General features: G+C 71.7%; 21 protein-coding genes. 9 read left to right on the top strand and 12 right to left on the bottom strand.

The features are described from left to right. The 4 genes from AB0B35_RS22990 (at position 1) to AB0B35_RS22975 (ending at position 5093) form a co-directional block, all read left to right on the top strand. The gene (locus AB0B35_RS22990; RefSeq protein WP_361048730.1) at positions 1-1287 is read left to right on the top strand and encodes an extracellular solute-binding protein; all 1287 of its coding nucleotides are present in this window, start codon (positions 1-3) and stop codon (positions 1285-1287) included. An 85-nt stretch (positions 1288-1372) separates the two neighbouring features. After that, positions 1373-2197, top strand: a complete 825-nt coding sequence (locus tag AB0B35_RS22985) for a sugar ABC transporter permease (RefSeq protein ID WP_361048728.1) — start codon at positions 1373-1375, stop codon at positions 2195-2197. Continuing rightward, positions 2194-3018 carry a carbohydrate ABC transporter permease gene (locus AB0B35_RS22980; RefSeq protein WP_360525049.1) on the top strand — a complete coding sequence of 275 codons (825 nt, stop codon included), beginning with the start codon at positions 2194-2196 and terminating at the stop codon, positions 3016-3018. The genes AB0B35_RS22985 and AB0B35_RS22980 overlap by 4 nt, the downstream gene beginning before the upstream one ends. Beyond that, positions 3015-5093, top strand: a complete 2079-nt coding sequence (locus AB0B35_RS22975; protein ID WP_361048726.1) for an alpha-galactosidase — start codon at positions 3015-3017, stop codon at positions 5091-5093. The genes AB0B35_RS22980 and AB0B35_RS22975 overlap by 4 nt, the downstream gene beginning before the upstream one ends. Before the next feature lie 77 nt (positions 5094-5170). Here AB0B35_RS22975 and AB0B35_RS22970 read toward each other — a convergent pair whose 3' ends face one another. From AB0B35_RS22970 to AB0B35_RS22955, 4 genes are all read right to left on the bottom strand, one after another. Next, positions 5171-6013 (bottom strand): hypothetical protein, encoded by an 843-nt coding sequence (locus AB0B35_RS22970; RefSeq protein ID WP_361048724.1) that lies wholly within the window; start codon positions 6011-6013, stop codon positions 5171-5173. Further along, positions 6010-6525: a SigE family RNA polymerase sigma factor gene (locus AB0B35_RS22965; RefSeq protein WP_360525058.1), complete on the bottom strand. Its 516-nt coding sequence runs from the start codon at positions 6523-6525 to the stop codon at positions 6010-6012. The genes AB0B35_RS22970 and AB0B35_RS22965 overlap by 4 nt, the downstream gene beginning before the upstream one ends. A 148-nt stretch (positions 6526-6673) precedes the next feature. Beyond that, positions 6674-8293 (bottom strand): SigE family RNA polymerase sigma factor, encoded by a 1620-nt coding sequence (locus AB0B35_RS22960; RefSeq protein WP_361048722.1) that lies wholly within the window; start codon positions 8291-8293, stop codon positions 6674-6676. A gap of 98 nt (positions 8294-8391) precedes the next feature. Then, entirely contained in the window at positions 8392-9186 is a 795-nt protein-coding gene (locus AB0B35_RS22955) for a methyltransferase domain-containing protein (RefSeq protein WP_361048720.1), read from the bottom strand. Positions 9187-9439: 253 nt separating this feature from the next. Here AB0B35_RS22955 and AB0B35_RS22950 point away from each other — a divergent pair, with 253 nt between their 5' ends. Beyond that, the gene (locus AB0B35_RS22950; protein ID WP_361048718.1) at positions 9440-9832 is read left to right on the top strand and encodes a hypothetical protein; all 393 of its coding nucleotides are present in this window, start codon (positions 9440-9442) and stop codon (positions 9830-9832) included. Here AB0B35_RS22950 and AB0B35_RS22945 read toward each other — a convergent pair. Further along, positions 9815-9988 carry a helix-turn-helix transcriptional regulator gene (locus AB0B35_RS22945; RefSeq protein ID WP_361048716.1) on the bottom strand — a complete coding sequence of 58 codons (174 nt, stop codon included), beginning with the start codon at positions 9986-9988 and terminating at the stop codon, positions 9815-9817. The two genes, AB0B35_RS22950 and AB0B35_RS22945, sit on opposite strands and share 18 nt — an antisense overlap. Between AB0B35_RS22945 and AB0B35_RS22940 the strand changes: the two genes are divergently transcribed. Next, positions 9920-10564: a hypothetical protein gene (locus tag AB0B35_RS22940; RefSeq protein ID WP_361048852.1), complete on the top strand. Its 645-nt coding sequence runs from the start codon at positions 9920-9922 to the stop codon at positions 10562-10564. The two genes, AB0B35_RS22945 and AB0B35_RS22940, sit on opposite strands and share 69 nt — an antisense overlap. 111 nt (positions 10565-10675) lie before the next feature. Here AB0B35_RS22940 and AB0B35_RS22935 read toward each other — a convergent pair whose 3' ends face one another. The 3 genes from AB0B35_RS22935 to AB0B35_RS22925 form a co-directional block, all read right to left on the bottom strand. After that, positions 10676-11566: a permease prefix domain 1-containing protein gene (locus tag AB0B35_RS22935; protein ID WP_361048714.1), complete on the bottom strand. Its 891-nt coding sequence runs from the start codon at positions 11564-11566 to the stop codon at positions 10676-10678. After that, positions 11566-11976: a PadR family transcriptional regulator gene (locus AB0B35_RS22930; RefSeq protein WP_361048712.1), complete on the bottom strand. Its 411-nt coding sequence runs from the start codon at positions 11974-11976 to the stop codon at positions 11566-11568. Before AB0B35_RS22930 ends, AB0B35_RS22935 begins: the two co-directional genes overlap by 1 nt. A 67-nt stretch (positions 11977-12043) precedes the next feature. Then, positions 12044-12430: a VOC family protein gene (locus AB0B35_RS22925; RefSeq protein ID WP_361048710.1), complete on the bottom strand. Its 387-nt coding sequence runs from the start codon at positions 12428-12430 to the stop codon at positions 12044-12046. 181 nt (positions 12431-12611) lie between these two features. Between AB0B35_RS22925 and AB0B35_RS22920 the strand changes: the two genes are divergently transcribed. The 3 genes from AB0B35_RS22920 (at position 12612) to AB0B35_RS22910 (ending at position 15172) form a co-directional block, all read left to right on the top strand. After that, positions 12612-13994 (top strand): cellulase family glycosylhydrolase, encoded by a 1383-nt coding sequence (locus tag AB0B35_RS22920; RefSeq protein ID WP_361048708.1) that lies wholly within the window; start codon positions 12612-12614, stop codon positions 13992-13994. Between the two features lie 94 nt (positions 13995-14088). Next, positions 14089-14730 carry a M23 family metallopeptidase gene (locus AB0B35_RS22915; RefSeq protein WP_361048706.1) on the top strand — a complete coding sequence of 214 codons (642 nt, stop codon included), beginning with the start codon at positions 14089-14091 and terminating at the stop codon, positions 14728-14730. Positions 14731-14734: 4 nt separating this feature from the next. Next, positions 14735-15172, top strand: coding sequence for a hypothetical protein (locus AB0B35_RS22910; protein ID WP_361048704.1), 438 nt, complete (start codon positions 14735-14737; stop codon positions 15170-15172). A 16-nt stretch (positions 15173-15188) separates the two neighbouring features. Here AB0B35_RS22910 and AB0B35_RS22905 read toward each other — a convergent pair whose 3' ends face one another. The 4 genes from AB0B35_RS22905 to AB0B35_RS22890 form a co-directional block, all read right to left on the bottom strand. After that, positions 15189-16574, bottom strand: a complete 1386-nt coding sequence (locus AB0B35_RS22905; RefSeq protein WP_361048702.1) for a carboxylesterase family protein — start codon at positions 16572-16574, stop codon at positions 15189-15191. Positions 16575-16690: 116 nt separating this feature from the next. Next, positions 16691-18592, bottom strand: coding sequence for an FAD-dependent oxidoreductase (locus AB0B35_RS22900; protein WP_361048700.1), 1902 nt, complete (start codon positions 18590-18592; stop codon positions 16691-16693). Positions 18593-18701: 109 nt separating this feature from the next. Further along, complete coding sequence (locus tag AB0B35_RS22895) at positions 18702-20369, bottom strand: heparinase II/III family protein (RefSeq protein WP_361048697.1); 1668 nt, start codon at positions 20367-20369, stop codon at positions 18702-18704. Between the two features lie 8 nt (positions 20370-20377). Beyond that, positions 20378-21505 (bottom strand): substrate-binding domain-containing protein, encoded by a 1128-nt coding sequence (locus AB0B35_RS22890; RefSeq protein ID WP_361048695.1) that lies wholly within the window; start codon positions 21503-21505, stop codon positions 20378-20380. Positions 21506-21829: the final 324 nt, after the last annotated feature.

Below are 21829 nucleotides of genomic sequence, written 5' to 3'. Positions count from 1 at the left end.
GTGAGCGACTTCGATCCCAGTCGTCGCCGGCTGCTCGGCCTCGGCCTCGCCGGCCTCGGCGCCCTCGGCGCGGGCCCCCTGCTCAGCGCCTGCGCCAGCTCCGCCGGTTCCGGCAACACCCCCGCCGGCGGCGGCATCACCCTCCAGTCGAACCTCACCGGCGCGGCCAAGTCCGGCCTCGAGAAGCTCATCGCCGACTTCAACAAGCTCGGCAAGGGCACCGCGACGCTGAACACCGTCGCGACCGAGATCTACCGCACCCAGCTGCCGACCTACCTCAGCTCCGCCAACCCGCCGGACCTGTACACCTGGTACTCGGGCTCGGTCGCCAACGCGTACTCCCGCAAGAACCTGCTGCTCGACGTGTCCGACGTGTGGCAGGGCCTGGGCGACTACACCCCGGCGATGCGCAACGTGTCCACCGACGAGACCGGCAAGCAGATCTTCGTCCCCATGAACAACTACTGGTGGGGCTTCTTCTACCGCAAGTCCAACTTCGCCAAGTGGGGCGTGCAGCCGCCGAAGACCTGGGCCGAGTTCCTGACCCTGTGCCAGACGCTCAAGAGCAAGGGCATCCCGCCGATCGGCATCGGCCTGGGCGACACCCCGTGGGTCGCCTCCGCCTGGTTCGACTACCTCAACATCCGCGTCAACGGCGCGCCGTTCCACCGCGAACTGCTCGCCGGCAAGCAGCGCTTCGACGACCCCAAGGTCAAGGCCGTCTTCGCCAAGTGGAGCGAGGTCCTGCCGTACTTCGACCCCAAGGGCAAGGCGTACCCGTTCCAGGAGGCGACCACCGCCCTGCTCGCGGGCAAGACCGGCATGTTCCTCATCGGCACCTTCCTGGCCGACGCCACCGCCAAGGACGTCGTCGAGGACCTCGACTTCTTCCAGTTCCCGATCATCGACCCGGCGGTCCCGGTCGCGGAGGAGGCGCCCACCGACGGCCTGTTCGCCAGCGCCAAGACGGCCAACCCGGCCGCCACCAAGGCGCTGCTGACCTACGTGGCCTCCGTGGAGGCGCAGGAGGCCTACGTCGCCAACAGCGCAGGCATCATCCTGCCCGCCCACCCCAAGGCCAAGGCGGCCGAAACGCCGCTGGTCGCCAAGGGCAAGGCGATGCTGGCCGGCGCCGCCGAGCTCACCCAGTTCTTCAACCGCGACTCCAGCGACGCGCTGCAGCCCACCGCGGACACGGCGCTGACCAGGTTCATCGACAAGCCCGACCAGATCGACGCGATCCTCGCCGAGTGGCAGAAGAACGCCGAGAAGGTCTTCAAGGGCTGACGTGACCGCGGTCAGCTCCACCAACAGCACTGCACGGCGGCGGCGGTCGTTTCGGCCGTCGCCGCTCCTGCTCACCTTCGTTCTGGTGCCGTTCGTGGTCGAGAGCATCTGGGTGTTCTGGCCCGCGATCCAAGGGGTCTTCTTCTCGTTCACGCGGTGGGACGGGTTGGCCGCCCCGGTGCCCGTCGGCTTCGACAACTACGTCGAGCTGGCCGGCGACCCGGTCTTCCGGGGCGCCCTCGGCAACACGGTCCTGTGGCTGCTGCTGTTCGGCGGCCTGTCCATCATCGGCGGCTTCGGCATGGCGCTGGCGCTGCAGCGCGAGCGCCGCGGCGTCGGTTTCTACCGGGCCGCACTGTTCCTGCCGGTCGTGTTCTCACTGGTCGTCACGGCGCTCGTCTGGCGGGTCTTCTACCAGCCCGACGGGCTCGTCGACCAGGTGCTGACCGCGGTCGGTCTCGAACACCTCATCCGGCCGTGGCTGGCCGACCCGGAAACCGCGTTCTACGCCGTGATCATCCCGTCGCTGTGGCGGCAGATCGGCTACATCATGGTGCTCTACCTGGCCGGGCTCAAGGCCGTCGACCCGGCCGTGCACGAAGCGGCGAAAGTCGACGGCGCCAGCAGCTGGCAGCGGCTGTGGCACGTCACCGTCCCGCAGCTCAAGGGCGTCAACGCGGTCATCCTGTCGGTCATCGTCATCGACTCGCTGCGCTCGTTCGACATCGTCTGGTCGCTGACCCGCGGCGGCCCGTACCACTCCTCGGAACTGCTGAGCACCTACATGTACTCGGCCGCGTTCCAGAGCCTGCGCCTGGGCTACGGCTCGGCGATCGCCGTGGTGATCTTCCTGCTCGCCCTCGTGGTCATCATCGGCTACCTGGTCCGCGCCTTCCGGGAGGAGTCATGATCAGCAAGCTGCGCACCGGCGGCTACCACGCCGCCATGATCGCCGTGTCGCTGCTGTGGCTCGGCCCGATCATCTGGGTCGTCGTCCTGTCCACCCGCACCTTCGACGACATCGCCAGCAACGGGGTGGGCAGCCTGCCGCACTCGTTCACCCTCGACACCTATGTCCAGGCGTGGACCGACGGCGGCCAGCTGCAGGCCCTCATCAACAGCCTGCTGGTCACCGTGCCCGCGGTCCTGCTCAGCCTCGGCCTGGGCGCGATGGGGGCCTTCGCCCTGAGCCGCTACCGCATCCCCGGCCGGCGCACCATCCTGCTGCTGATGCTCGCCGGCAACCTGCTCCCACCGCAGATCGTGCTCATCCCGGTCAGCAAGTTCAGCGAGCTGACCGGCCTGTACGACACCCTCTGGGCGCTCATCGCCGTGCAGGTCGGCTTCGGACTCGGGTTCTACACCTTCGTGCTGCACGGCTTCATGCGCGACCTGCCCAACGAGATCCAGGAGGCCGCGACCATCGACGGGGCCGGCGTCGGGCAGATCTTCACCCGGGTCATCCTGCCGCTGACCCGACCGGCCCTGGCCGCCCTCGGCGCGCTGTCGTTCACCTGGATCTTCAACGACCTGCTGTGGGCGATCACCGTCATCCGCACCGAGGCCACGATGCCGGTCACCCCGGCACTGCTCGGCCTGCAGGGCCAGTTCGTGTCGTCCTGGAGCGTCATCGCCGCCGGGACGGTCATCGCCGCCGTGCCGACGGTCGCGGTGTTCCTCGCCTTCCAGCGCCACTTCATCTCGGGCCTGGCGATCGGAGCAGTCAAATGAGCAACCGACAGTGGACCCTGCGCGGCGAGCACACCGAGTACACCGTCGCCGTGCCCGACCACGGCCGGTGGCTGGAACTGGTCGCCTGGGGCCAGCACGGCGTCGGCGCGGGCCCGTCGCCGGTCGCCTACACCGGGCCGACACCGTTCCTCACCGCCGGGGACTACGCCCCGGTCGAATACGCCACCGACGGCGTACGGCCCTTCGCCGGTGCGGAACTGATCGTCGAGCCGCCCACCGGCGACCGGCGCGTGTCCTGGGACTTCCAGGAGGCGATCGGCGACCAGCGGCAGCTGCGCGTGCTGTTCACCGACCCGGTCACCGGGCTGCGCGCCGAGCACTGCTACCGCATGCCCGACGGCACCGACGTCGTCGAACGGTGGACCGAACTGCACAACCCCGGCGACACCACGCTGCGCCTGGTCCAGGCCGCCTCCGCCGGGTTCAACCTGCCCACCCCGCACGGGGCCCGGATCAGCTACCAGTGGGGCCAGTGGGCGCAGGAGTTCCAGCTCGACCACGTCGACCTCGGCCAGGGCCGGTTCGCCGTCGGCAGCGCCCAGGGCGTGCCAGGGCACCTGTTCGTGCCCTGGCTCGCCGTGCGCGACCGCGCCGACGAGACCGGCCCGGCCTGGGGCGTCGCGCTGGCCTGGACCGGCTCCTGGGAGATCAGCGCCCAGCGCGACACCGGCGGCCTGACCCGCGTCACCGCGGGCCGCCACCTCGCCGACGGCCCGCTCGAACTGCTCCCGGGCGGCACGATCACGCTGCCGGTCGCCGCCGGCGCGTACAGCGGTGAAGGCCTCGACGGCCTCGCCCGCGTCTGGCACACCTACCAGCGCAGACTCGCAGGCGATCGGCTCGACCGGGTCCGGCCGGTGCTCTACAACTCGTGGGAAGCCACCGGCTTCGCCGTCGACGCCGGCAACCAGCTCGCCCTGGCCCGCACCGCCGCCGACATCGGCGCGGAGGCGTTCGTCGTCGACGACGGCTGGTTCATCGGCCGCCACGACGACCGCGGCGGGCTCGGCGACTGGACCGTCGACGAGGCCAAATTCCCCGACGGGTTCGACACGTTCATCGCGCAGATCCGCGCCATGGGACTCACCTTCGGCCTGTGGGTCGAACCCGAATGCGTCAGCCCCGCCTCCCGGCTGTACGCCGAGCACCCCGACTGGGTGTACGCCGTCGACGGCCGCCCGCAGACCCTCGTGCGCAACCAGCTGCTGCTCGACCTCGGCCGGCCCGAGGTCGCCGAGTTCGTGCACGGCACCGTCGACGGGCTGCTGCGCCGCCACGACATCGGCTACCTCAAGTGGGACTTCAACCGCCCCCGCACCGAACCCGGCCGGGCCGGAACCGCCGCACCCGTCGACCTCGACGGCGCACACGTGGCCAACCTGCACCGCATCTACGAGCAGCTGCGCCGCGACCACCCCGATGTGATCATCGAGGCGTGCGCGGGCGGCGGCGGCCGCACCGACCTGGCCATGGCCGCCCGCGCCGACGTGGTCTGGCCCAGCGACAACACCGGCCCGCTCGACCGGCTCGCCATCCAGCACGGCTTCCTGCACGCCAACGCGCCGCACCTGCTCAGCTCCTGGGTCACCGACGCGCCCGGCCTGTTCGACCCGCGGCCACGCTCGCTGGCGTTCCGGTTCGTGCTCGCCATGGCGGGCGTGCTCGGCATCGGCGCCGACATCCGGCACTGGAACGAGCAGCAGCGCGCCGAAGCGGCTTCATGGATCGCCCGGTACAAGCAGATCCGCCAGGTGATCCAACGCGGCGAGGTGCACCTGATCGGCGGCCCCGACCAGGCCCGCTGCGCCGTGCAGTACACCGCGCCCGACGGCGCGACCGTGGTCGTGCTCGCCTGGAACACCGGGCGCCTCGACGGACCCGGGCTGCTGCCCTCGCGGCCGGTGCGCCTGCCCCTGCGCGGCCTCGGCCGCCGGGACGTCTACCGGCAGCAGGACGGACCGGAGTACTCCGGCAGCCACCTGAGCGCCGTCGGCCTGCCGGTCCAGTGGACCGCCGACCACGATGCCGAACTGATCGTGCTGCACCGGAGCTGACCGGACGGCGAACTCCCGGCTCCCGCCGGACGAGGGCGATCACCTGCGGGACTTCCCGCAGGTGATCGCCCACCGGTTCAGCTCTTCGGCGCGGTGGTCGCCTTGACCTCAGGCACGTTCGCCGACGGAGTGGGCAGCGGGTTTGCCGCAGTCGGGACGAGGCTCAGCAGCTCCTGGTCGGCGACCACTGTCTTCAGATCATCCACGTCGATCACCGGGACCGCCTCCACGCCGTTGCGCTCCATGACCACCGCCCGGTGATCCGGGTAGACGGCCCCGACCGTGACCGTGGTATTGGAATAGGCCGTCCCGTAGAGCAGCGGCGCGGCACCGACACCCTCCTCGCAGAACAGCACAGCCAGGTCCTGTGCCGCGCCCGCGGACGCGGTCAGGTCGGCGCAGGACTGCGGCACCCACGCCGCCGTCTCGTACACGTACAGGTTCACGGTCAGATGGCCGTGCTCGCGAAGGTGCCCCAGGTTGATCACCGTGTAGGCGTTGGAGGCTCCCGGCTCGCCCCAGTTGCAGACGTCGTAGGTGTTCTGCACGACGTAGTCGTCCCGGTCGGGCAGCAGCCGCAGCACCGTCCGCACATACTCGGGCCAGTGCTCCTGCGCGACCTCCTTGGTGCTGGGGTTGACCATCGGCGCGTTCCGGCATTCACCCAGGCTCGCCGGCGACGCGGCGGCGCCCACAGGCAGAGTGAGTCCGGGCGAACTCGCCGGCGCCGTGCCCCGCATCGCGAACGGCACGGCCAGCGCCGCGGTCGCGGTCACCGCGGCCACCGCCGTCACCAGTGCGCGCCTGCGCCGCATGCCCTTCGCGCCCCGCAGCGCGGCATCGGCGAGGTCCGCCGGCCCGGCGACCTCCGACAGCCGCCGCATCGCCTCTCTCAGTTCAGGTTCAGGTGGTGTGTTCACACTGGCTCCTCGATGTATCTCAGCTCCGGACACAGCACACGAAGGCGCGTCAGGGTGCGATGGACCTGACTGCGAACGGTCCCGATCGACGTGCCCATCAGCGCGGCCACCTCGGCCTCGGGCAGGTCCTCGTAGTAGCGCAGCACCACCACCGCCCGCTGCCTGCGGGTCAGCTCGCCCAGCACCCGCGCCAGCGCCAGCTTGAGGACCGTCTCACCGGCCGGGTCCTCGACAGCGCCCCGCTCGGGCACCAGCTCCGTCGCATACTCGCGGCGGTTGCGGCTGACCCGCCAGACGCTGATGTGCTGGCGATACAGGATCTTGCGGACGTACGCGTCGGGTGACCCCGACCGGTGCACCCTGGGCCAGTGCAGCGCCAGCTTCGTCAGCGCGACCTGCAGCAGATCCTCGGCGTCCTGGTGATGCCCGGTGAGCAGGTAGGCGACGCGGTACAGGGCCCCTTGCCGCACCGCCACATACTCCCGGAACTCGCGCTCGGCGAGCTCATCCATCAGGTTCCTCCCTCGTGTCACCTGTCAACACGCGCCCGGGGAGGCGTCACTATGTCATGCGAGTCCCGGTTTCGCGGGGCTCGCCACGGGGACTCAGCAACGGCCGGTGGCACCACTTCGCGGGTGCCACCGGCCGGCAAGAGCGGTCTCAGCCCTCCCGGTACGCGGCCTCGCGCCGGCAGCCGGGGAGGCGATAGGAGAAACCGTCGGCGGGCAGGTCGAGCGCCGCGCCGCCGGTCGTCGTCCCGAAGACGGCCCGCCGCAGCACCTTCCCGTCGCTCCAGATCAGGTCGCGGCCCTGCAGGCACGGGAACGCCGAGATCTCGGCCGACCCGCGGTGCCCGGCCAGGTCGATCCGATGCATCGCTGTGCCGTCCACCAGCGAGAACTCGACGTACGTGGCACGGTGCTCGCGGTCCTCGGCCGTGAAGACCAGGACCGCCGCGGTGCTGCCGGTGACGGGGACGACAACGGGCAGGTCCGCGTGAGCGAGCACGTGGTCATCCGGTTTCAGCAGGGCTGAGACGTCCACGTCGACACGGCGGGAACGGCCGGTACGCGGATCGGTCACCGACAGCGAGAAACTGGTCCTGCCGGGTTTGTCGGCGGTGCCGCTCAGCACCTCGCCGGTGTCGAGCACGCCCTTGATGTCGTCCCACCGGCCGCTGCGGGCCAACGGATACTCCTTGCCGCCGGCCAGCGGGACCAGCCGCGTGCCGAAAGCGTCAGCCGGGTAGGGCACGTCGATGACGAGCCAGTTGCCCGAGCGGGACCAAAAGGAGGGGCTGCCGGCCAGGCGCCGCTGCGAGGTGCCGGTCAGGTCGCGCAGCATGACCTGCCCGTTCTGCTCGGTCCAGCTCAGCCAGCGGCCGTCGGGTGACAGCCAGAGTGTGGGCACATGCGGTTCCGGGGCGGTTATCCGCAGCTGGTACCAGCCTGACGCGGCGGCTATCTGCACCGTCATCACGCCGCCGTCGAGGTCCGCGCGCAGCAGCGACGCGGGCCCGACACCGCGGTCCTTCGGCAGGTCCGGCAGCACCGCCCCGGCCACCGGCACGCGCTCCGGCAGCGCGGGCGAGCCGGGCGGCGCGACCAGCGACGGGCGCGGTGACGAGATGGGCGTGGGGGTCAGCGGCGGCGGGGCCTTCGCGGGGCCGAGGGTCGCGTAGACGATCAACCCGAGGGCGAGCGGCACCAGCGCCAGTGCCGCGACCACGGCCGCGCGCCGGGCTCGCCGCCGGGCTGCCGTGGCGACCGCGGCGTTCGCGTCGGCGTACTGTCCGGCCTGCTCGGCGAACAACGGCAGTGCGCGGCGCAGGTGGCCCAGCGCCACGTGGGTCTGGCTCTTGACGGTGCCGATCGAGCAGCCCATGGCGGCGGCGGTCTCCGCTTCGGACAGGTCCTCGTAGAAGCGCAGCACCACGACGGTGCGCTGACGCGGGCTCAGCGTGTCCAGCGCCTGCCCGAGCGCGATCCGGTCGACGATCTGGTGGGGTTCGTCGGGGCCGGGCAGGTCGGGCACGTACGCGACGGGCTTGGCCGGACGCCGCCGCCACCACGTGATCCGCTCGTTGACCATGATCCGGCGCACGTACGCCTCGGGCTGGCCCTGGTCCACGATCTGCCGCCACCGGGCCGCCGCCTTGGCCAGCGCGGTCTGCACCAGGTCCTCGGCCGCGTGATGCTCACCCGTGAGCAGGTATGCCGTGCGCGACAGCGCACCACCCCGCGCGACGACGAAGTCGTGGAAACCGTCGTACCTGTCCATCCGTCACCTCCGCCACCAACACGCGGTTCGCCGCCGGCGAGTTGGTGATCGCGCACCGGTATTTTCCCGAGCGGCCGACGGCGTGTTCGCGCGTACGCTCAGCCGGGTTTGCGGCCGGACCAGACCCCCGCGGTCCGCTGCAGGACCCGGTCCGTCGCGGGCAGCTCCATCCACCGGCGGTGGAACTCCTGGCGGTGCTCGTCCGGCAGGTCCTCGATGAACGCCCGGTAGCCGTGGCTCATCGCCCAGCGCCACAGCATCGCGTTGTCGGCGAACTCGACGGCGATCGTGGCGTGGTCCACCCGCAGGTCCACGAAACCCGCCTCTTGCAGCAGGTCCGCGGCGTCCACGACCCGGCCCATGCTCCCGTTCGGGGGCAGGTGGACCGCGAACTCCTCGAACAGGGCGTCCATCCGGCGGGCGAGCGGCGGCGCTGCGGCGGCCGGCCGCGTGTCCCGCTCGAACTCGGCGGTGCGGGCGCTGCCGCCGGTGAACGCGAACCGCCCGCCCGGCGCGGCCACGCGATACGCCTCGGCGACGCCGGCTGCCGGATCGTCGAGCACGTGGACGACGAACGAGGAGACGACGAGGTCGAAGGCGTCCGAGGGAAGGTCCAGGGCCTGGGCGTCCATGACGTGGGCTACCGCGGCCGGATGGTCGGCGGCCAGCCGCTCGACCATCGCCGGCGCCGCGTCGACGGCCGTCACGGCGCAGCCCCGGGCCAGGGCCGGCGCGGTCAGCGCGCCCCGTCCGGAGCCGAGGTCGAGCAGCCGGCAGCCGGCGGGCGGGTCGAGCACGTCCACGATGGCGCGGCCGAACTCGGCGAAGAACGGGGCCACCTGGTCGTAGTCGGCGGCGACGCGATCGAAGAGCTTCCAGGTGGATTCGTTCATGGCAGAGGAGTCTCGTGACGGTCTCTCGGCTGCGCAAAGCATTTACCCGCGCGCGGCTCCTGTTCGGGCGATGGTCCGATCCCGATGGTGCTCGCCGCCGGGACATCGTCAGGACACGCAGTTGTCATTGCCAAGCCCTTTCCGATGTCATGTTCGTCGATACCATGACGGTGTCCTGGAAGCCTCGGGAAGACGGCGGCGCATGGATCCTTTCGAGATCTTGGGGACCGGCAGCGGTGGTGGGACGTGGCTGGTGACCGACACGAACCGGCGGCTGACGGTGCACAACCACAGCGGCCGCGCCCTGTTCGTCGCCCTGTGCGGCGGCCGGGACTCCCACGCGGTGGGGTGGCGGCTGCTGCCGGACGGGCAGGGCCAGACCGTGCCCATCGCGGTGCCCCGCAACAGCTTCGACACGGTCTACCTGTTCGCCAGGACCGCCGACGGCGGGTGGACGTTCGGCGGCGACGAGCGGTTCTACGTCGCCCAGCCGCGCGGTGACGACACGATCCGGCAGGGCTTCTCCTTCCAGGTCAGGGACGCGCGCTCGCAGCGCCCGGCGATGGTGGCCGGCGCGGGGGAGCTGAGGGTCGTCGGCGGGATCGGCATCGCGATGACGGCCGACGTGTCATACCGGATCGCGTAGCCCTGGCTCGGCCGCCATCGCCCTGAGCTTCGCGAGCAGCTCGCTGCGGCTGTCGCAGCCGAGCCGCCGGCGGATCCGGGCCATGTGGTGCTCCACGGTCTTGGCGGAGATGAACAGCTTCTCGCCGATCTGGCGATAGGTGAGCCCGGCCAGCACGAGATCGGCGACCTCCTGCTCACGCGCGGTCAGCGGGTTCGGGTCACGAGCCTGACGCTGGCCCGCACCGGCTGCGCCACCCGCGCCGAACTCGCCGCCGAACTCGTGCGGCGCAGCGGTCTGGCCGAACTCCGCGAGGTCGTCAACGGCTGCTTCGTCGAACGGCGCACCGTGCTCAAGGCCCGCACCGCGCTGGCGGGCCTGGACCGGCTCGCCCGCCGGCTGCCCGGCCAGGACGGCGTCCACCTGCGCGCACGGGTGGAACAGCTGCTCGCCACCGCGCACGACTTCCGTGAGCTGCGGCTGCTGGCGGCTATGCGGTCCGGGCAGGTCGCGTTCACCGGCGAGGCCGGCGCGGAGGCGCACCGGCTGTTGGGCGGCCACGGCACCGACGCCGCGGTGCGGCTGGGGGCCGACCACGAGCTGTCCGGCGGCGAGCTGTGGGACCGGACCGCCGACGCCATGCACCGCTGGCAGCAGCACGCCGAGGACCCGCGGCTGGGCCTGCATCAGCGGCGCGCGGCCGCAGCCGTGGTACGCAGCTGCGAAGGCATGCTGGTCGCCCTGGGCGGCTGACGGCCGCCGGCGACGGGCGCGTGGCCGCCTTGTTCGCCGGCATCGCCTACGCGGCCTGGCGGCTGTCCGCCGGATGACCGGCCGGGTGCCGGGGCACCCGGCCGGAGATGGCTAGGCGGCGCGGTGCGGCTCGGAGCCGCGCGGGCGGAACATGGTGCGGGCCATGATCACCAGCATGGCCAGCAAGCCGCCTAGCAGGGCCAGCCACGACCAGGCCCAGCCGACCGTGAAGGTCAGCACCGCGAAGCCCGCGAGCGCGGCGAGCCAGATGGCCGCGGTGTAGATGCCGAACCGGGCGGCGGCCGCCGGATCGCCCGCGAACACGTCGGCCATCTCCTGGTGCTCGCGCTGCAACCGGACCATCCACGGCTTGTGGCGGTTGGTCTGGGTCACGCCCAGGTAGGTGAACGCGACGGCGGAGGCGACCAGCAGCACCCCGGCGGCGACCAGCAGCCCGACCGGCCATTCGGGACGGGCGGCCGCCACGCATCCGGCACCGGCCAGGCCGAGTGTCGCGGCCGCGCCGTAGCCGAGTGCGCGAGTTGTGGGCAGGGGATAGCTGGAGGTGGTCTCCTGCCGCAGCGCGTCGGCCACGATGACGCCGCCGGTCAGCGCCAGCACCGCGGCGGCGAGCGGCTGCCAGCCGTGCACCGCCGTGTCGAGCACGGACCAGACGAGCACGGCCAGTGCCGCTGCCGCCGGCAGCGAGAGCAGCAGTGTCCGGATGACGTACGCCGGTCGTGGCCGCACTCGCTGGTCGAGCCAGGGCGCGGCGGTCGACGTCGCGGCGGTCTCGGTCACGATCGCGCGGATGTCGCCCAGTTCGGCCATCGCGCGTCGCGCGGACTCGGCTCCGCTCACGCCGGATCCTCCGAGCTCGGCCATGCGGGCGACCAGGTTGGCGCGCATCTCCTCCTTGAGATCGCGCGCCTCGGGGGTCATCTCGATTCCGGCGTACGCCTCGTCGAGCAGGCGGTGGATCGCCAGGCTGTCGTCGGTCATCACGGCCGCCTTCCGGGTCGGGGGATGCCCGTGCGAGCGGGCTTGCCCAGTTCGAGCAGGGTGTCGATGAGGCCTCGGGTGATCTCCCAGGCGTTGACGTTGTCGTGGTACACGGCGCGTCCGGCGTCGGTGATGCGGTAGTACTTGCGCCGGCCGCCCTGGGTCTCGTCGCCCCAGTAGGCCTCGACCAGGCCGTCCTTGAGCAGGCGGCGGTAGCTGGCGTAGAGCGTCGCCTCCTTGATCTCGTACGCGCCGCCGGTGGCGTCGCGGATCGTCTTGAAGATCTCGAAGCCGTAGCTCTCGCCCTGGCTGAGAACCGCCAACACGATCGTGTCGGTATGCCCTCGCAGGAGGTCGGCGGCGAACGCGTCGCTCGCCAGGAAGGTATCGCTGTCAGGTATATCGGGCACGTCGAGTACTGTAACAGATAAAGTACTAGTGCAAGAAGGGCTGCTTGGCAAGTCGCCTACTGCCTGGTCAGCGCAGGTCGCGGCGCAGCGGATGGTCGGCGGGCACCTCGACGAGCACGATGGGCACCCCGTCCGGGTCCTCGATCCACATCTCGTCGAGGCCCCAGAACTCGCGTCGCGGCTCGCGTACGACCGTCGCGCCCAGGGCAACCAGCCGCTCGTGCTCCGCGAGCAGGTCGCGCACCTGCAACCAGATCCGGACCGGCCCTATGGGTCCGATGTCGGATCGGCCGGACACCTCCAGCAGCCCCTGGCCGAGGAAGAACACCACGCCCGGATGCTCGGGCGGCCCGAACTCACGGAACACGGCCAGCCCGAGCACGTCGCGGTAGAAGCGCAGCGACGACTCCAGGTCGGCCGGGCGGATCAGGACGCGGCTGCTGAGAACCTCCATGCCCCGATCATCGCCTGCCGTGGTGCCGCCTGGCCTGGCTTGCATTAGTTGCACGTACCGACGAATGCGCATACGCTGGCCGACGCGCGGATGGGCCAGGGCAGCGATCAGTGATCAGGCATGTGTGCCTGCGGGCATGACGCGATCCGCCCCTGTCTGGGGCCTCCTCCAGAGGTAGGTCATGAAAAGACTGCTCACATCCGTCGGTGTCGCCGTGCTGGCGGCCACCGCATCCATCCTCGTCGCCGTCAGCCCCGCTGAGGCGGCCGTCGGCCTGCACATCAGCGGCCGCAACATCGTCGAGGCCAACGGCCAGAACTTCATCATGCGCGGGGTGAACCACGAGCACGTCTGGTTCACCGGCCAGACCAGCTCGTTCGCCGACATCAAGGCCGCCGGCGCGAACACCGTGCGGGTCGTGCTGGGCAGCGGCAAGCGCTGGGGCCCGTCCAACGACGTCGCCAACGTCATCAACCTGTGCAAGCAGAACCGGATGATCTGCGTCCTGGAGGTGCACGACACCACCGGGTACGGCGAGGACGGCGCGGCCGCCTCGCTCGACGAGGCCGTCAACTACTGGATCAGCCAGAAGAGCGTGCTGGTCGGCCAGGAGGACTACGTCGTCATCAATATCGGCAACGAGCCGATCGGCAACACCAACGCCGGCCAGTGGACCGCCGCGACGGTGTCCGCGATCCAGAAGATGCGCACCAACGGCTTCCAGCACCTGCTGATGGTCGACGCGCCGAACTGGGGCCAGGACTGGCAGTACGTGATGCGCGACAACGCCCAGACGGTCCTCAACGCCGACACCCAGCGCAACACGGTGCTGTCGATCCACATGTACGACGTGTTCAACACCGCCGCGGCGATCCGCGACTACCTCGACCGGTTCCAGAACAACGGCTGGCCGCTGGTCATCGGCGAGTTCGGGTGGCAGCGCTCGTCGAACAACGTCGACGACCAGACGCTGATCGCCGAGGCCACCGCCCGCGGCCTGGGTTACCTCGGCTGGTCCTGGGCGGGCAACAACGATCCGTACCTGGACATGACGGTCAACTTCGACCCCGCTCAGCTCACCACGTGGGGCCTGCGGATCTTCAACGGCCCCAACGGCATCAAGGCCACCGCCAAGCAGGCCACGATCTTCGGCGGCACGCCGTCGCCGAGCGCCTCGGCGTCACCGCGCCCGTCGCCCTCGCCGAGCGCGTCGCCCTCACCGAGTTCTTCGCCGTCACCGAGCGTGCCTCCGTCGCCGAGCGGGCGCGGCTGCACCGCCCTGTACTCGATCGTGGGCCAGTGGCCCGGCGGATTCCAGGCCGATGTGAAGGTGACCGCCGGCGCATCGGCGATCACCAGCTGGACGGTGACCTGGACGTACACCAACGGCCAGGCCGTCACCCAGGCCTGGAGCGCGACGGTGACCAGCAGCGGATCGGCGGTGACCGCCCGCAACGTGAGCTACAACGGCAGCCTGGCCGCCGGGGCGAGCACCAACTTCGGCTTCCTCGGCTCGTGGAACGGCACGAACGGCGTTCCCGCAGTGACCTGCACCGCGAGCTGACCGTCGGCGCGGAGCCGGGACGGGCGTCGACGGCCCCGGCCCGGCTCTGCGGCAACGGGCACACGGCCTTGCCACGGCCTGGCATGCTCGGTCCGTGCCGACCGTGTACCGCAGCAGCAAACGCCATCGCGGCAGCCGCCGACGTACCCGCGTGCTGCGCACGCTCGGCATCGTCGCGGCGATCGCCGTCGTGGCCGGTGCGGCGCTGTGGCTGTGGCCGGCCGGGCCCCGCCCGCTGTTCCAGCTGCCCGTCGCGTGCGGCGAGAAGTGGCAGCTGGGCACCTATCCCGGCCACGGCGCGGACGACGTGGACATGTTCCCGATGTCCGGGCAGTCCTGGGGGCGGCCGGTGCTGGCGTCCTACGGCGGCACGGTCGTCGAGGCGGGGATCAACGGCGAGCTGGGCGGGCGTACGCAGAAGAATCCGCAGGGCCCCCGGGGCAGCGGCGGCGGCTACTGGGTGAAGATCGACCACGGCGGCCGGTGGACGACGGTGTACATGCACCTGCTCGAACCGCCGATGGTGGAAGAGGGCCAGGACGTCGAGCAGGGCCAGCAGATCGGCAAGGTCGGCAGCACCGGCGACTCCGGCGCGGCGCACCTGCACTACGAGCAGCGCCGCGGCCTGCAGACCGTGGAGAGCTGGTTCGACGGCGGGCCGTCGGGCATCACGAACGACGACCGGGAGTACACCGTCCTGCGCACCAGCAACAACTGCGCCGACCGGGACCGGTAGCACGGTGGACGACCAGTGGAACCCGGAGTGGTGCATCGTCGGCAACCTGCTGCCGTACCCGTACCGCGAGGAAGGTCCGCACGCCGACTTCCGCAGCCAGAAGATCTTTCCCGCGGGCGCGAAGCTGTGCGTGCTCGGCGGGTTCGGCGGCATGGGCAACGGGACGATCACCGTCGTCGGGTACGCCCATCGCCGGCCCCACCCGGTGACGGCGCACCTCAAGGCCAGCTACGTCGGCAACTGGCGGGCGCGGCTGATCTACCGGCCGGTCCTGCTCCGGGCGATCCACGCCGCGCAGCGGGACGAGAACACCTGCCACCGCTGGCTGTACGGCTACCGCGACGACCAGCGGGGCGACTACCTGCCGACCGAGCCGGAGTACGGCGCGCACCTGGCCGAGATCGCCGCTTCCTTCCAGCGGTCACTGCACGGCGGCGGCTGACCGCGCAGCACGCGCGTCACGCGCCGAAGCGGTGCACAGCCGCGCGCCTGCCCCGGTAGGGCGTCCAGCCGTGCGCGGTCAGCGCGGCCGCCCCACCGGCGGCGAACGACAGCCACGCCGAGCGCAGCGGCCTGCCGTGCTCGTGCACGTCGTCCCAGAGCTGCCCGGCGAGCATCGGCACCTGCGCCCACGCCGCCTCGTCGCCCAGCAGCCACGGCAGGTCGCTGCAGTGACCGGCCCGGTACGGCGAGGCCGAAGCCACGCCGTCGATGCCGTACACGAACACGCACGCCCCGGCCGCGGCCAGCAGCCTGGCGAACCGCAGCGTCGGCCGGGTGAACGCCGTCCAGGTGAACACGCTGATCAGGCTGTTCTCGACGGCTCGCCCGAGCAGCGGCACCCGTTGCGACAGCGGGCCACCGGCCAGGAAGTACGCCATCTCGCGGCGGGTGGTGCCGAGCACCACGTCGAGGTCGCCGGCGCCCGCCCGGCACGCGGCGAGCCAGCCGTCGGCGTCGGGCAGCGGATCCGCGCCGGCCACCGGCCCGTACGCCGGGGTGAACCCGCGTCCGGAGACGTCGCGCTCAGCTGCCTGCTGCGCGGCGAGCACCTGATCGAGCGACGCCGTCAGCGGATCGCCGCCGAGCCGGGCGAGGAAGCGCTCGCCCAGCCGCCCGGTGTCGGCCGCGCCGCCGAGGCCGAGCCCCAGCGGCGGGCTCTGCAGCACGACCCGGCGGAACAGCGGCCGGGCTGCCGCCACGCCCAGCAGGCAGGCGATCGAGTGCGCGCCTGAGGACTGCCCCACGAGCGTGACGTTGTCCGGATCGCCGCCCAGGTCGGCGGCGTTGTCGCGGACCCAGCGCAGGGCCTCGATCTGGTCGAGCAGGCCCAGGTTGCCGGGGGAGACGCCCGGTGCGGCCAGGTAGCCCAGCGCCCCGAGCCGGGAGGTGACGCTGACCACGACCACGTCGCCCTCGCGGGCGAGCCCGTCGGTGCGGTAGCGGTCCCAGGAGCCCGCGCCGGACCGGTACGAGCCGCCGTGCAGCCAGACGATCACCGGCCGGCGGGCTCCGTCGGCGGCCGGGGTGACGATGGTCAGGTTGAGGCAGTCCTCGGACTGCACCCCGATCTCGGGCCGGCCGCCGGCGGAACCGGGGCGGGCCTGCGGCTGCGGACTGACTCCGCCGTGCTCGATCGCGTCACGTACGCCCGGCCAGGGCTGCTCGGGCACCGGCGGGCAGAACCGTGCCGCGGTCGCGTACCGCACACCGCGCAGCACCGTCAGCCCGTCCTCCCGCCTGCCGCGCAGCGTGCCGCCACGGACCGTGACCAGCACGTCCGGCGCGGCCAGGCCGGTCGCGCCGAGCGTTTCGTCACCGGGGGCGGAGGGCTGCGGCAGCACTGGTGAACTGGCCTTTCGTTCGGAGGTCGACGTCGCGCCGACGGCCGGAGGCCGTGACGCGACGTCGCCACCATATGCCGGAGACGTCCGTTGATGCACCGCACCGGCAGGCCGGATCAGCTCGTGGTGACCGCCTCATCGTCGTGTCGCGCGGCGCGCCGCTGCGCGCCCGGCAGCGCCCTCGCGCCCAGCGCGCTCTCCAGCTGCTCCCAACGGGTCACCAGATCCGAGATCATCAGCATCATGACGTCGGGAAACGCGTAGAGGAACGTCTTGTACCGGTAGTGGTCCAGGTAGTAGACCTCGATGTCGCCGACGGCGGTGACGGTGGCGGTGCGGGCGCTGAAGAACAGGTCGTGACCGCCCAGCAGGGCCCCGCGGGCCATCGTCGCGCGCTCGTACACGCCGCCGAAGTCGACCTCGACCTGCCCGGCGGCGATCAGGTAGACGCCGTGGGCGGCATCGTCCTCGCGGCACACCGCCTCGCCCGGCCCGAAGGACAGCTCGTCGAACATCGAGGCCAGCGTCTCCAGCTCGGCCTCGACCAGCGGCGCGAACAGGCGCACGCCGTACGGGTCGACGCCGTCGCGCAGGCACGCCACCCGCTCCTTCAGGTCGTGGTCGGGCAGGTGGCTCATGCGCATGCGCGCGAACCGCTTCATGCGGTCGATGTCGCGGCGCTGGCGGCGCGGGGTCTCGGCGCTCGGCGCGGTGTAGAGGGAGGCGTCACCGCTGATCCGGGCGGCCTCGCGCAGGCCCGACTCGTAGGCGCTGTGCACGCAGCCCCAGTGGTGGCCGTTGGTCGCCTCACCGGCGAAGAACAGCTGATCGCCGACCGGTTCGGCGAGCACGCCGATGTCCTTCGGCGACGCGTCGACGCCTATGCACGCGTACGAGCCGCGGGCGAACGGGTCGGCCGACCAGCCGGTGCGGGAGATGTGCTCGGGGGCGGGCGCGTCGGGGCCGAACAGGTCGCGCACGACGGTGGCGCTGTAGTCGGCGACCTGCTCGTCGGGCCAGGTCTCCAGGTCGCGGCCGAGCGAGCCGCCGAGCAGCATCACCAGCACGGGTCTGCCGTGCGACTTCCACATGCTGATCACGACCGTGGGATGGCGGTCGGTGTCGCGGCACAGGTAGCCGAACGCGTACTGCTCCAGGGGCCAGAACGGCTCCGGGAAATGCAGGGCGATCTTGTTGAGGGTGCCGAAGCCCAGCCGGGCGATCGCCGACTGCTTCGGCTCGGGCAGCGGCGGGTCGAAGACCACGGCCCCGGCCTTGAGGACGCCGAGCGGCAGGGTCACCAGCACCTTGTCCGCCGCGAAGTCACCCAGTCCGGTGACGACGCGCACGCTCGCCGCGCCGGTCTCGACCCGGGTCACGACGTGATCGCGCCGGATGTCCAGGCCGTCGGCGAGCGCGTCCACGACCGACTGGTAGCCGCGGTGCAGGACGCTGTCGCCGTGGCCGTAGACCAGGTAGCCGTCCTCCCAGAACTTCAGCGACAGCCGGTCGGCGTCCTCGGCGACGTCCTCGCGCAGGACGACGTTGAGGTGGTATCGCACGGCGTGCTCGTCTTCGGGGCTGTAGCCGCGGTCGGCGAGGATCTGCCCGAGTGCTTCGGCCAGCGACATGTCCGGGTGCCCGTGCTTGCGCGCGTGTTCGGCGCGCTGTTCGAGTTCGTGCAGCACGCCGTCGGCGAGTTCCAGGGTGCGGTTCTTGGCGGCCTGGCTGGTGATCCGCCGATCCGGACCGAACAGGTCCAGGTTGTCGAAGCCGCCGGTGTAGGAGCTGTCGCCGCCCACGTAGCTGTAGGGGATCTCCAGCCGTTCGACCAGCTCGGTGATCGGGTTGCCTTCGGTGCCGTGGATCCAGTGCGCGCCGAGGTCGACGCCGTCGGCGTCGGTCCAGATGCGCCCGCCGACACGGTCGCGGGCCTCCAGGACGGTGACAGGATGGCCGAGCCCGTGCAGTGCCCGTGCCGCCGCGAGCCCGGAGATTCCGGCCCCGATCACGAGCACGCGAGGCAGATGATGACCGATTTGATCCGACATAGGGCGATTGTCGGGGAAATCGATCGGCAGGGGAAGGGGCGCATAACGGACACAAAGTGCGCGCCGTCGGCGTCGTTCACCCGAGGTCGAACACGAACCGATGGACACCCCGGCCGGCCGGCGTCGTGGTACCGCAGCTCAGCCGGTACACCCGGTCCGGCCGCGCATGGTGGTCGGCGGCCGTCACCTCCTCCACCGAGGCGTGCGCGCACCCGTGCCCGAGCCTGACCAGGCCGCCCCAGTCCGCCGCGCCGGCCGACAGCGACGGCTTCACACGGCTGACGAAGACCTCCTCGACGGGCAGCTCCCGGTCGGCGTCGATCTCGTCGGTCAGTTCGAGGCGGCCGTCCGGCCACCACCGGAAGCGCCGGACCAGCGACCGCAGGCCCGGCACCTGATATGCCGAGGTCAGGTCGAGGTCGAAGCAGACCGTCCGCCCGTCGTCGTGGTAGCGCAGCACCTTCGCCGCCCGGTCCGCGCCCGGCAGCTGGACCTGCCCGTCGATGACGGGAACGGAGTGCCCGCGCGCCGACGGATGCAGGTGGTCGTAGCGGCCGGGACCGAAGTAGCCGGCGGTGTACTCGCCCGCGCCGAGGTCGTCCAGCACGCTGCGGCCACCGGTGTGCAGTACGAAATGGCCCAGGTCGTTGTGGTTGTGCGGCTCGTCGTTGTGGCCGCCCTTGGCCGCGAACGCGAACCGGCCCCGGCTGACGACCCAGGCGAGGTCGGGCAGGAAGCTCGTCGCCTCGACCGCGGTCGCGGGCAGGCCGGGCCGGAACCAGGCGAGGGTGCGCGACAGGTGCCCCCACCGGTAGCAGTGGTCGTCGTGCAACGACGGCACGATCCGCGCCGGTGGTGTGCCGAAACGCTCGGCCAGCCGGGTGAGCAGCCCCGCCGGCAGCCACGGCCGCTCGGAGGCGTCCGAGAACGGGGCGTACGCGCCCGCGCCCAGCGCCACCCGGTGCGGGAACGCCGCGATCTCGGCGACCTTCGCCGAGGCCAGCAGGTCCTCGCCGGTGTGCTCGCGCAGCGCTTCGGCGAAGTACACGAAGTAGCCGAAGCCGTAGACCCAGTAGTCCACGCCTTCGGCGCAGCCGCCGTCGTCGCCGAACCCGGCCAGGTAGCGGTCCATGGCCGCGCGGCTGCGGTCGAGCATCGCGGCCAGCCGGTCCGTGTCAGCGGGGCAGTCGCGCAGCAGCGCCAGGGCCGCCATACCGGCCGCGCCCGCGCACACCGCCTCCCAGTTGTTGCGGTAGCCCTCCCAGTTCAGCGGCCGGGGGTCGGTGAAGGGCACGAAGACGCGGCGCTCCACCTCGGCGCGCACCCGGTCGGCGACGCGCCGGTCGAGGCGGCCGTGCAGGGCGGCCACGGTCTCGGCGAGGGTGTGCGCGGTCTCCGCGGCGAACAGGTCCAGGCACTGCTCGGGGCCGCGGCCCTGATCGGCGCTGTGGCGCACGTGGGCGGGCAGCGCCCAGGTGTACTCGTCGCAGACCGACCACAGGGTGTCCGACAGCGGCCCGAGGTCGGTGTCCGGGTCGAGCAGCGCCTGGGCGGCGCGGGCGGCCAGCCGGGCGCGGCGGCGGAAGTAGTGCCGCTCGTACCGCAGGCGGTTGCCGGTGTCGAAGAAGTCGCGGTAGGCGCGGTAGCCCAGTTCGGGCATCGTGTCGTCGGCGGCCGCGGCGCGGATGTCGCGCAGCAGCGAGGTCAGCTCGCCCGCCGGGCGGGGGAAGGCGCTGGCGGTCACGGCGGCCGTCAGCCGCGCGGGCCGCTGGAGTCGCGCACGATCAGCTGCGGGCTGATCAGCACGCGGTGCACGGGCCGCGCCGGGTCCAGCAGGCGTTTGGACAGCAGCTGCATCGCGCCCTCGCCGATGGTGTACTTCGCCGGCCGGACCGCGCTCAGGGCCGGGTTGGCCAGGCCGGCGACCTCGTCGTCGAACGCGACCACGGCCAGGTCGTCCGGGACCCGGATGCCGCGCTCCTCGCAGCGGGCGACCAGCGAGATCGCCTCCCGGTCGGAGTGCGCCAGCAGCGCGGTCGTGCCATCGGCCAGCCAGGCGTCGATCCCGAGGTCGATCTCGTCGTCCCAGCGCGGGTCGCGGTGATCGGGGCTGATCAGCTCGGGGGCGTCGGGGTCGAGTCCGATCGCGGTGACAGTCTGCTGCCAGCCGCGCCGCACCGCGGGAGTGTGCGGGCTGCTTGCCGAGGCCAGGAAACCGACCCGGCGGTGCCCGCGCGCGGCCAGGTGCCGCACGGCCAGGCTCGCGCCGAACGCGTGGTCGGTGGACACGGACTCGACGTGTTCCTGGTACAGGCCCACGGTGGCGGTGCGTTCGAGGAACACCACCGGGATGTCGAGCCCGGCCAGCCAGTCGATGAGCTGGGCGGCCTCGTCGCCGATGGTGGGCGGTGCGATGAGCAGGCCCTGGATGCCGGCGGTCTCCAGCAGCCAGGCGGTCTGCCGGCGTACGTCGGCGACGTCGTCATAGGAGGATCCGCGCAGCACGATGCGCACCCCGGCGTCCGGGGCGGCGTCGCGCGCGCCGCGCACGATCTCCGGCCAGTAGTAGTCCAGCGACGGCACGACCATGCCGACGGCGGGCAGCGACGCCTCGTCGGTGCTCGTCGACCGGCCCGGCTCCTCGACGGCGACGCTGAACTGCGGCTGGACGTCACCGCCGCGGGGCAGCCGGATGCCTCCGTGCACACGCTCGATCGCGCCCTCGTCGGCGAGCTGGGCGATGTCGCGGCGCACGGTGACGGTGGTGACGCCCAGCGCGCGGGCGATCTCGCTGACCCGCAGCGTGCCGTGGGCGTGCAGGTCGGCCAGGAGCCGCTCGCGGCGCTGGTCCGGCAGCAGCGGGGGCTCGGACAGGGTCACGGCTGGGCCTCCACGGTGGTGTCGCGCGCGTCGGGCTCGATTGTGCACGGACGCGGGCGGTGGCACGGCATGCGGCATGCCGCCGTCCGGACGGACCTGACCGGCCCGGACGGGTATCGACGGCGGTCTGCTCGCACCATCGTCCCCTTCCCTCGCCCCCGAAACGAACATATTCGTTCACAAAGAAAAGCCCAGGTCTACGCGTTGCGTGTTACAGCTTCGTAACGGGCCCTTGTCGTGCAGTTTCCAGGCTGGTCTACTCATCGCACTGTTCGAATGAACATAAACAAACATATCAGCAACGCTGGGGAACCTGGGGAGAGG

It is taken from the genome of Catellatospora sp. NPDC049133 (assembly GCF_040648455.1).
Lineage (GTDB): Bacteria > Actinomycetota > Actinomycetes > Mycobacteriales > Micromonosporaceae > Catellatospora > Catellatospora aurea.
This window is presented reverse-complemented; position numbering and strand designations above follow the sequence as displayed.

What these genes read in the sequence shown, in the direction of transcription:
- AB0B35_RS22965 (WP_360525058.1), bottom strand. Translation starts at nt 6,525, where the DNA reads ATGGATGAGCTCGCCGAGCGCGAGTTCCGGGAGTATGTGGCGGTGCGG.
- AB0B35_RS22920 (WP_361048708.1), top strand. Translation starts at nt 12,612, where the DNA reads ATGAAAAGACTGCTCACATCCGTCGGTGTCGCCGTGCTGGCGGCCACC.
- AB0B35_RS22980 (WP_360525049.1), top strand. Translation starts at nt 2,194, where the DNA reads ATGATCAGCAAGCTGCGCACCGGCGGCTACCACGCCGCCATGATCGCC.
- AB0B35_RS22925 (WP_361048710.1), bottom strand. Translation starts at nt 12,430, where the DNA reads ATGGAGGTTCTCAGCAGCCGCGTCCTGATCCGCCCGGCCGACCTGGAG.
- AB0B35_RS22935 (WP_361048714.1), bottom strand. Translation starts at nt 11,566, where the DNA reads ATGACCGACGACAGCCTGGCGATCCACCGCCTGCTCGACGAGGCGTAC.
- AB0B35_RS22975 (WP_361048726.1), top strand. Translation starts at nt 3,015, where the DNA reads ATGAGCAACCGACAGTGGACCCTGCGCGGCGAGCACACCGAGTACACC.
- AB0B35_RS22955 (WP_361048720.1), bottom strand. Translation starts at nt 9,186, where the DNA reads ATGAACGAATCCACCTGGAAGCTCTTCGATCGCGTCGCCGCCGACTAC.
- AB0B35_RS22960 (WP_361048722.1), bottom strand. Translation starts at nt 8,293, where the DNA reads ATGGACAGGTACGACGGTTTCCACGACTTCGTCGTCGCGCGGGGTGGT.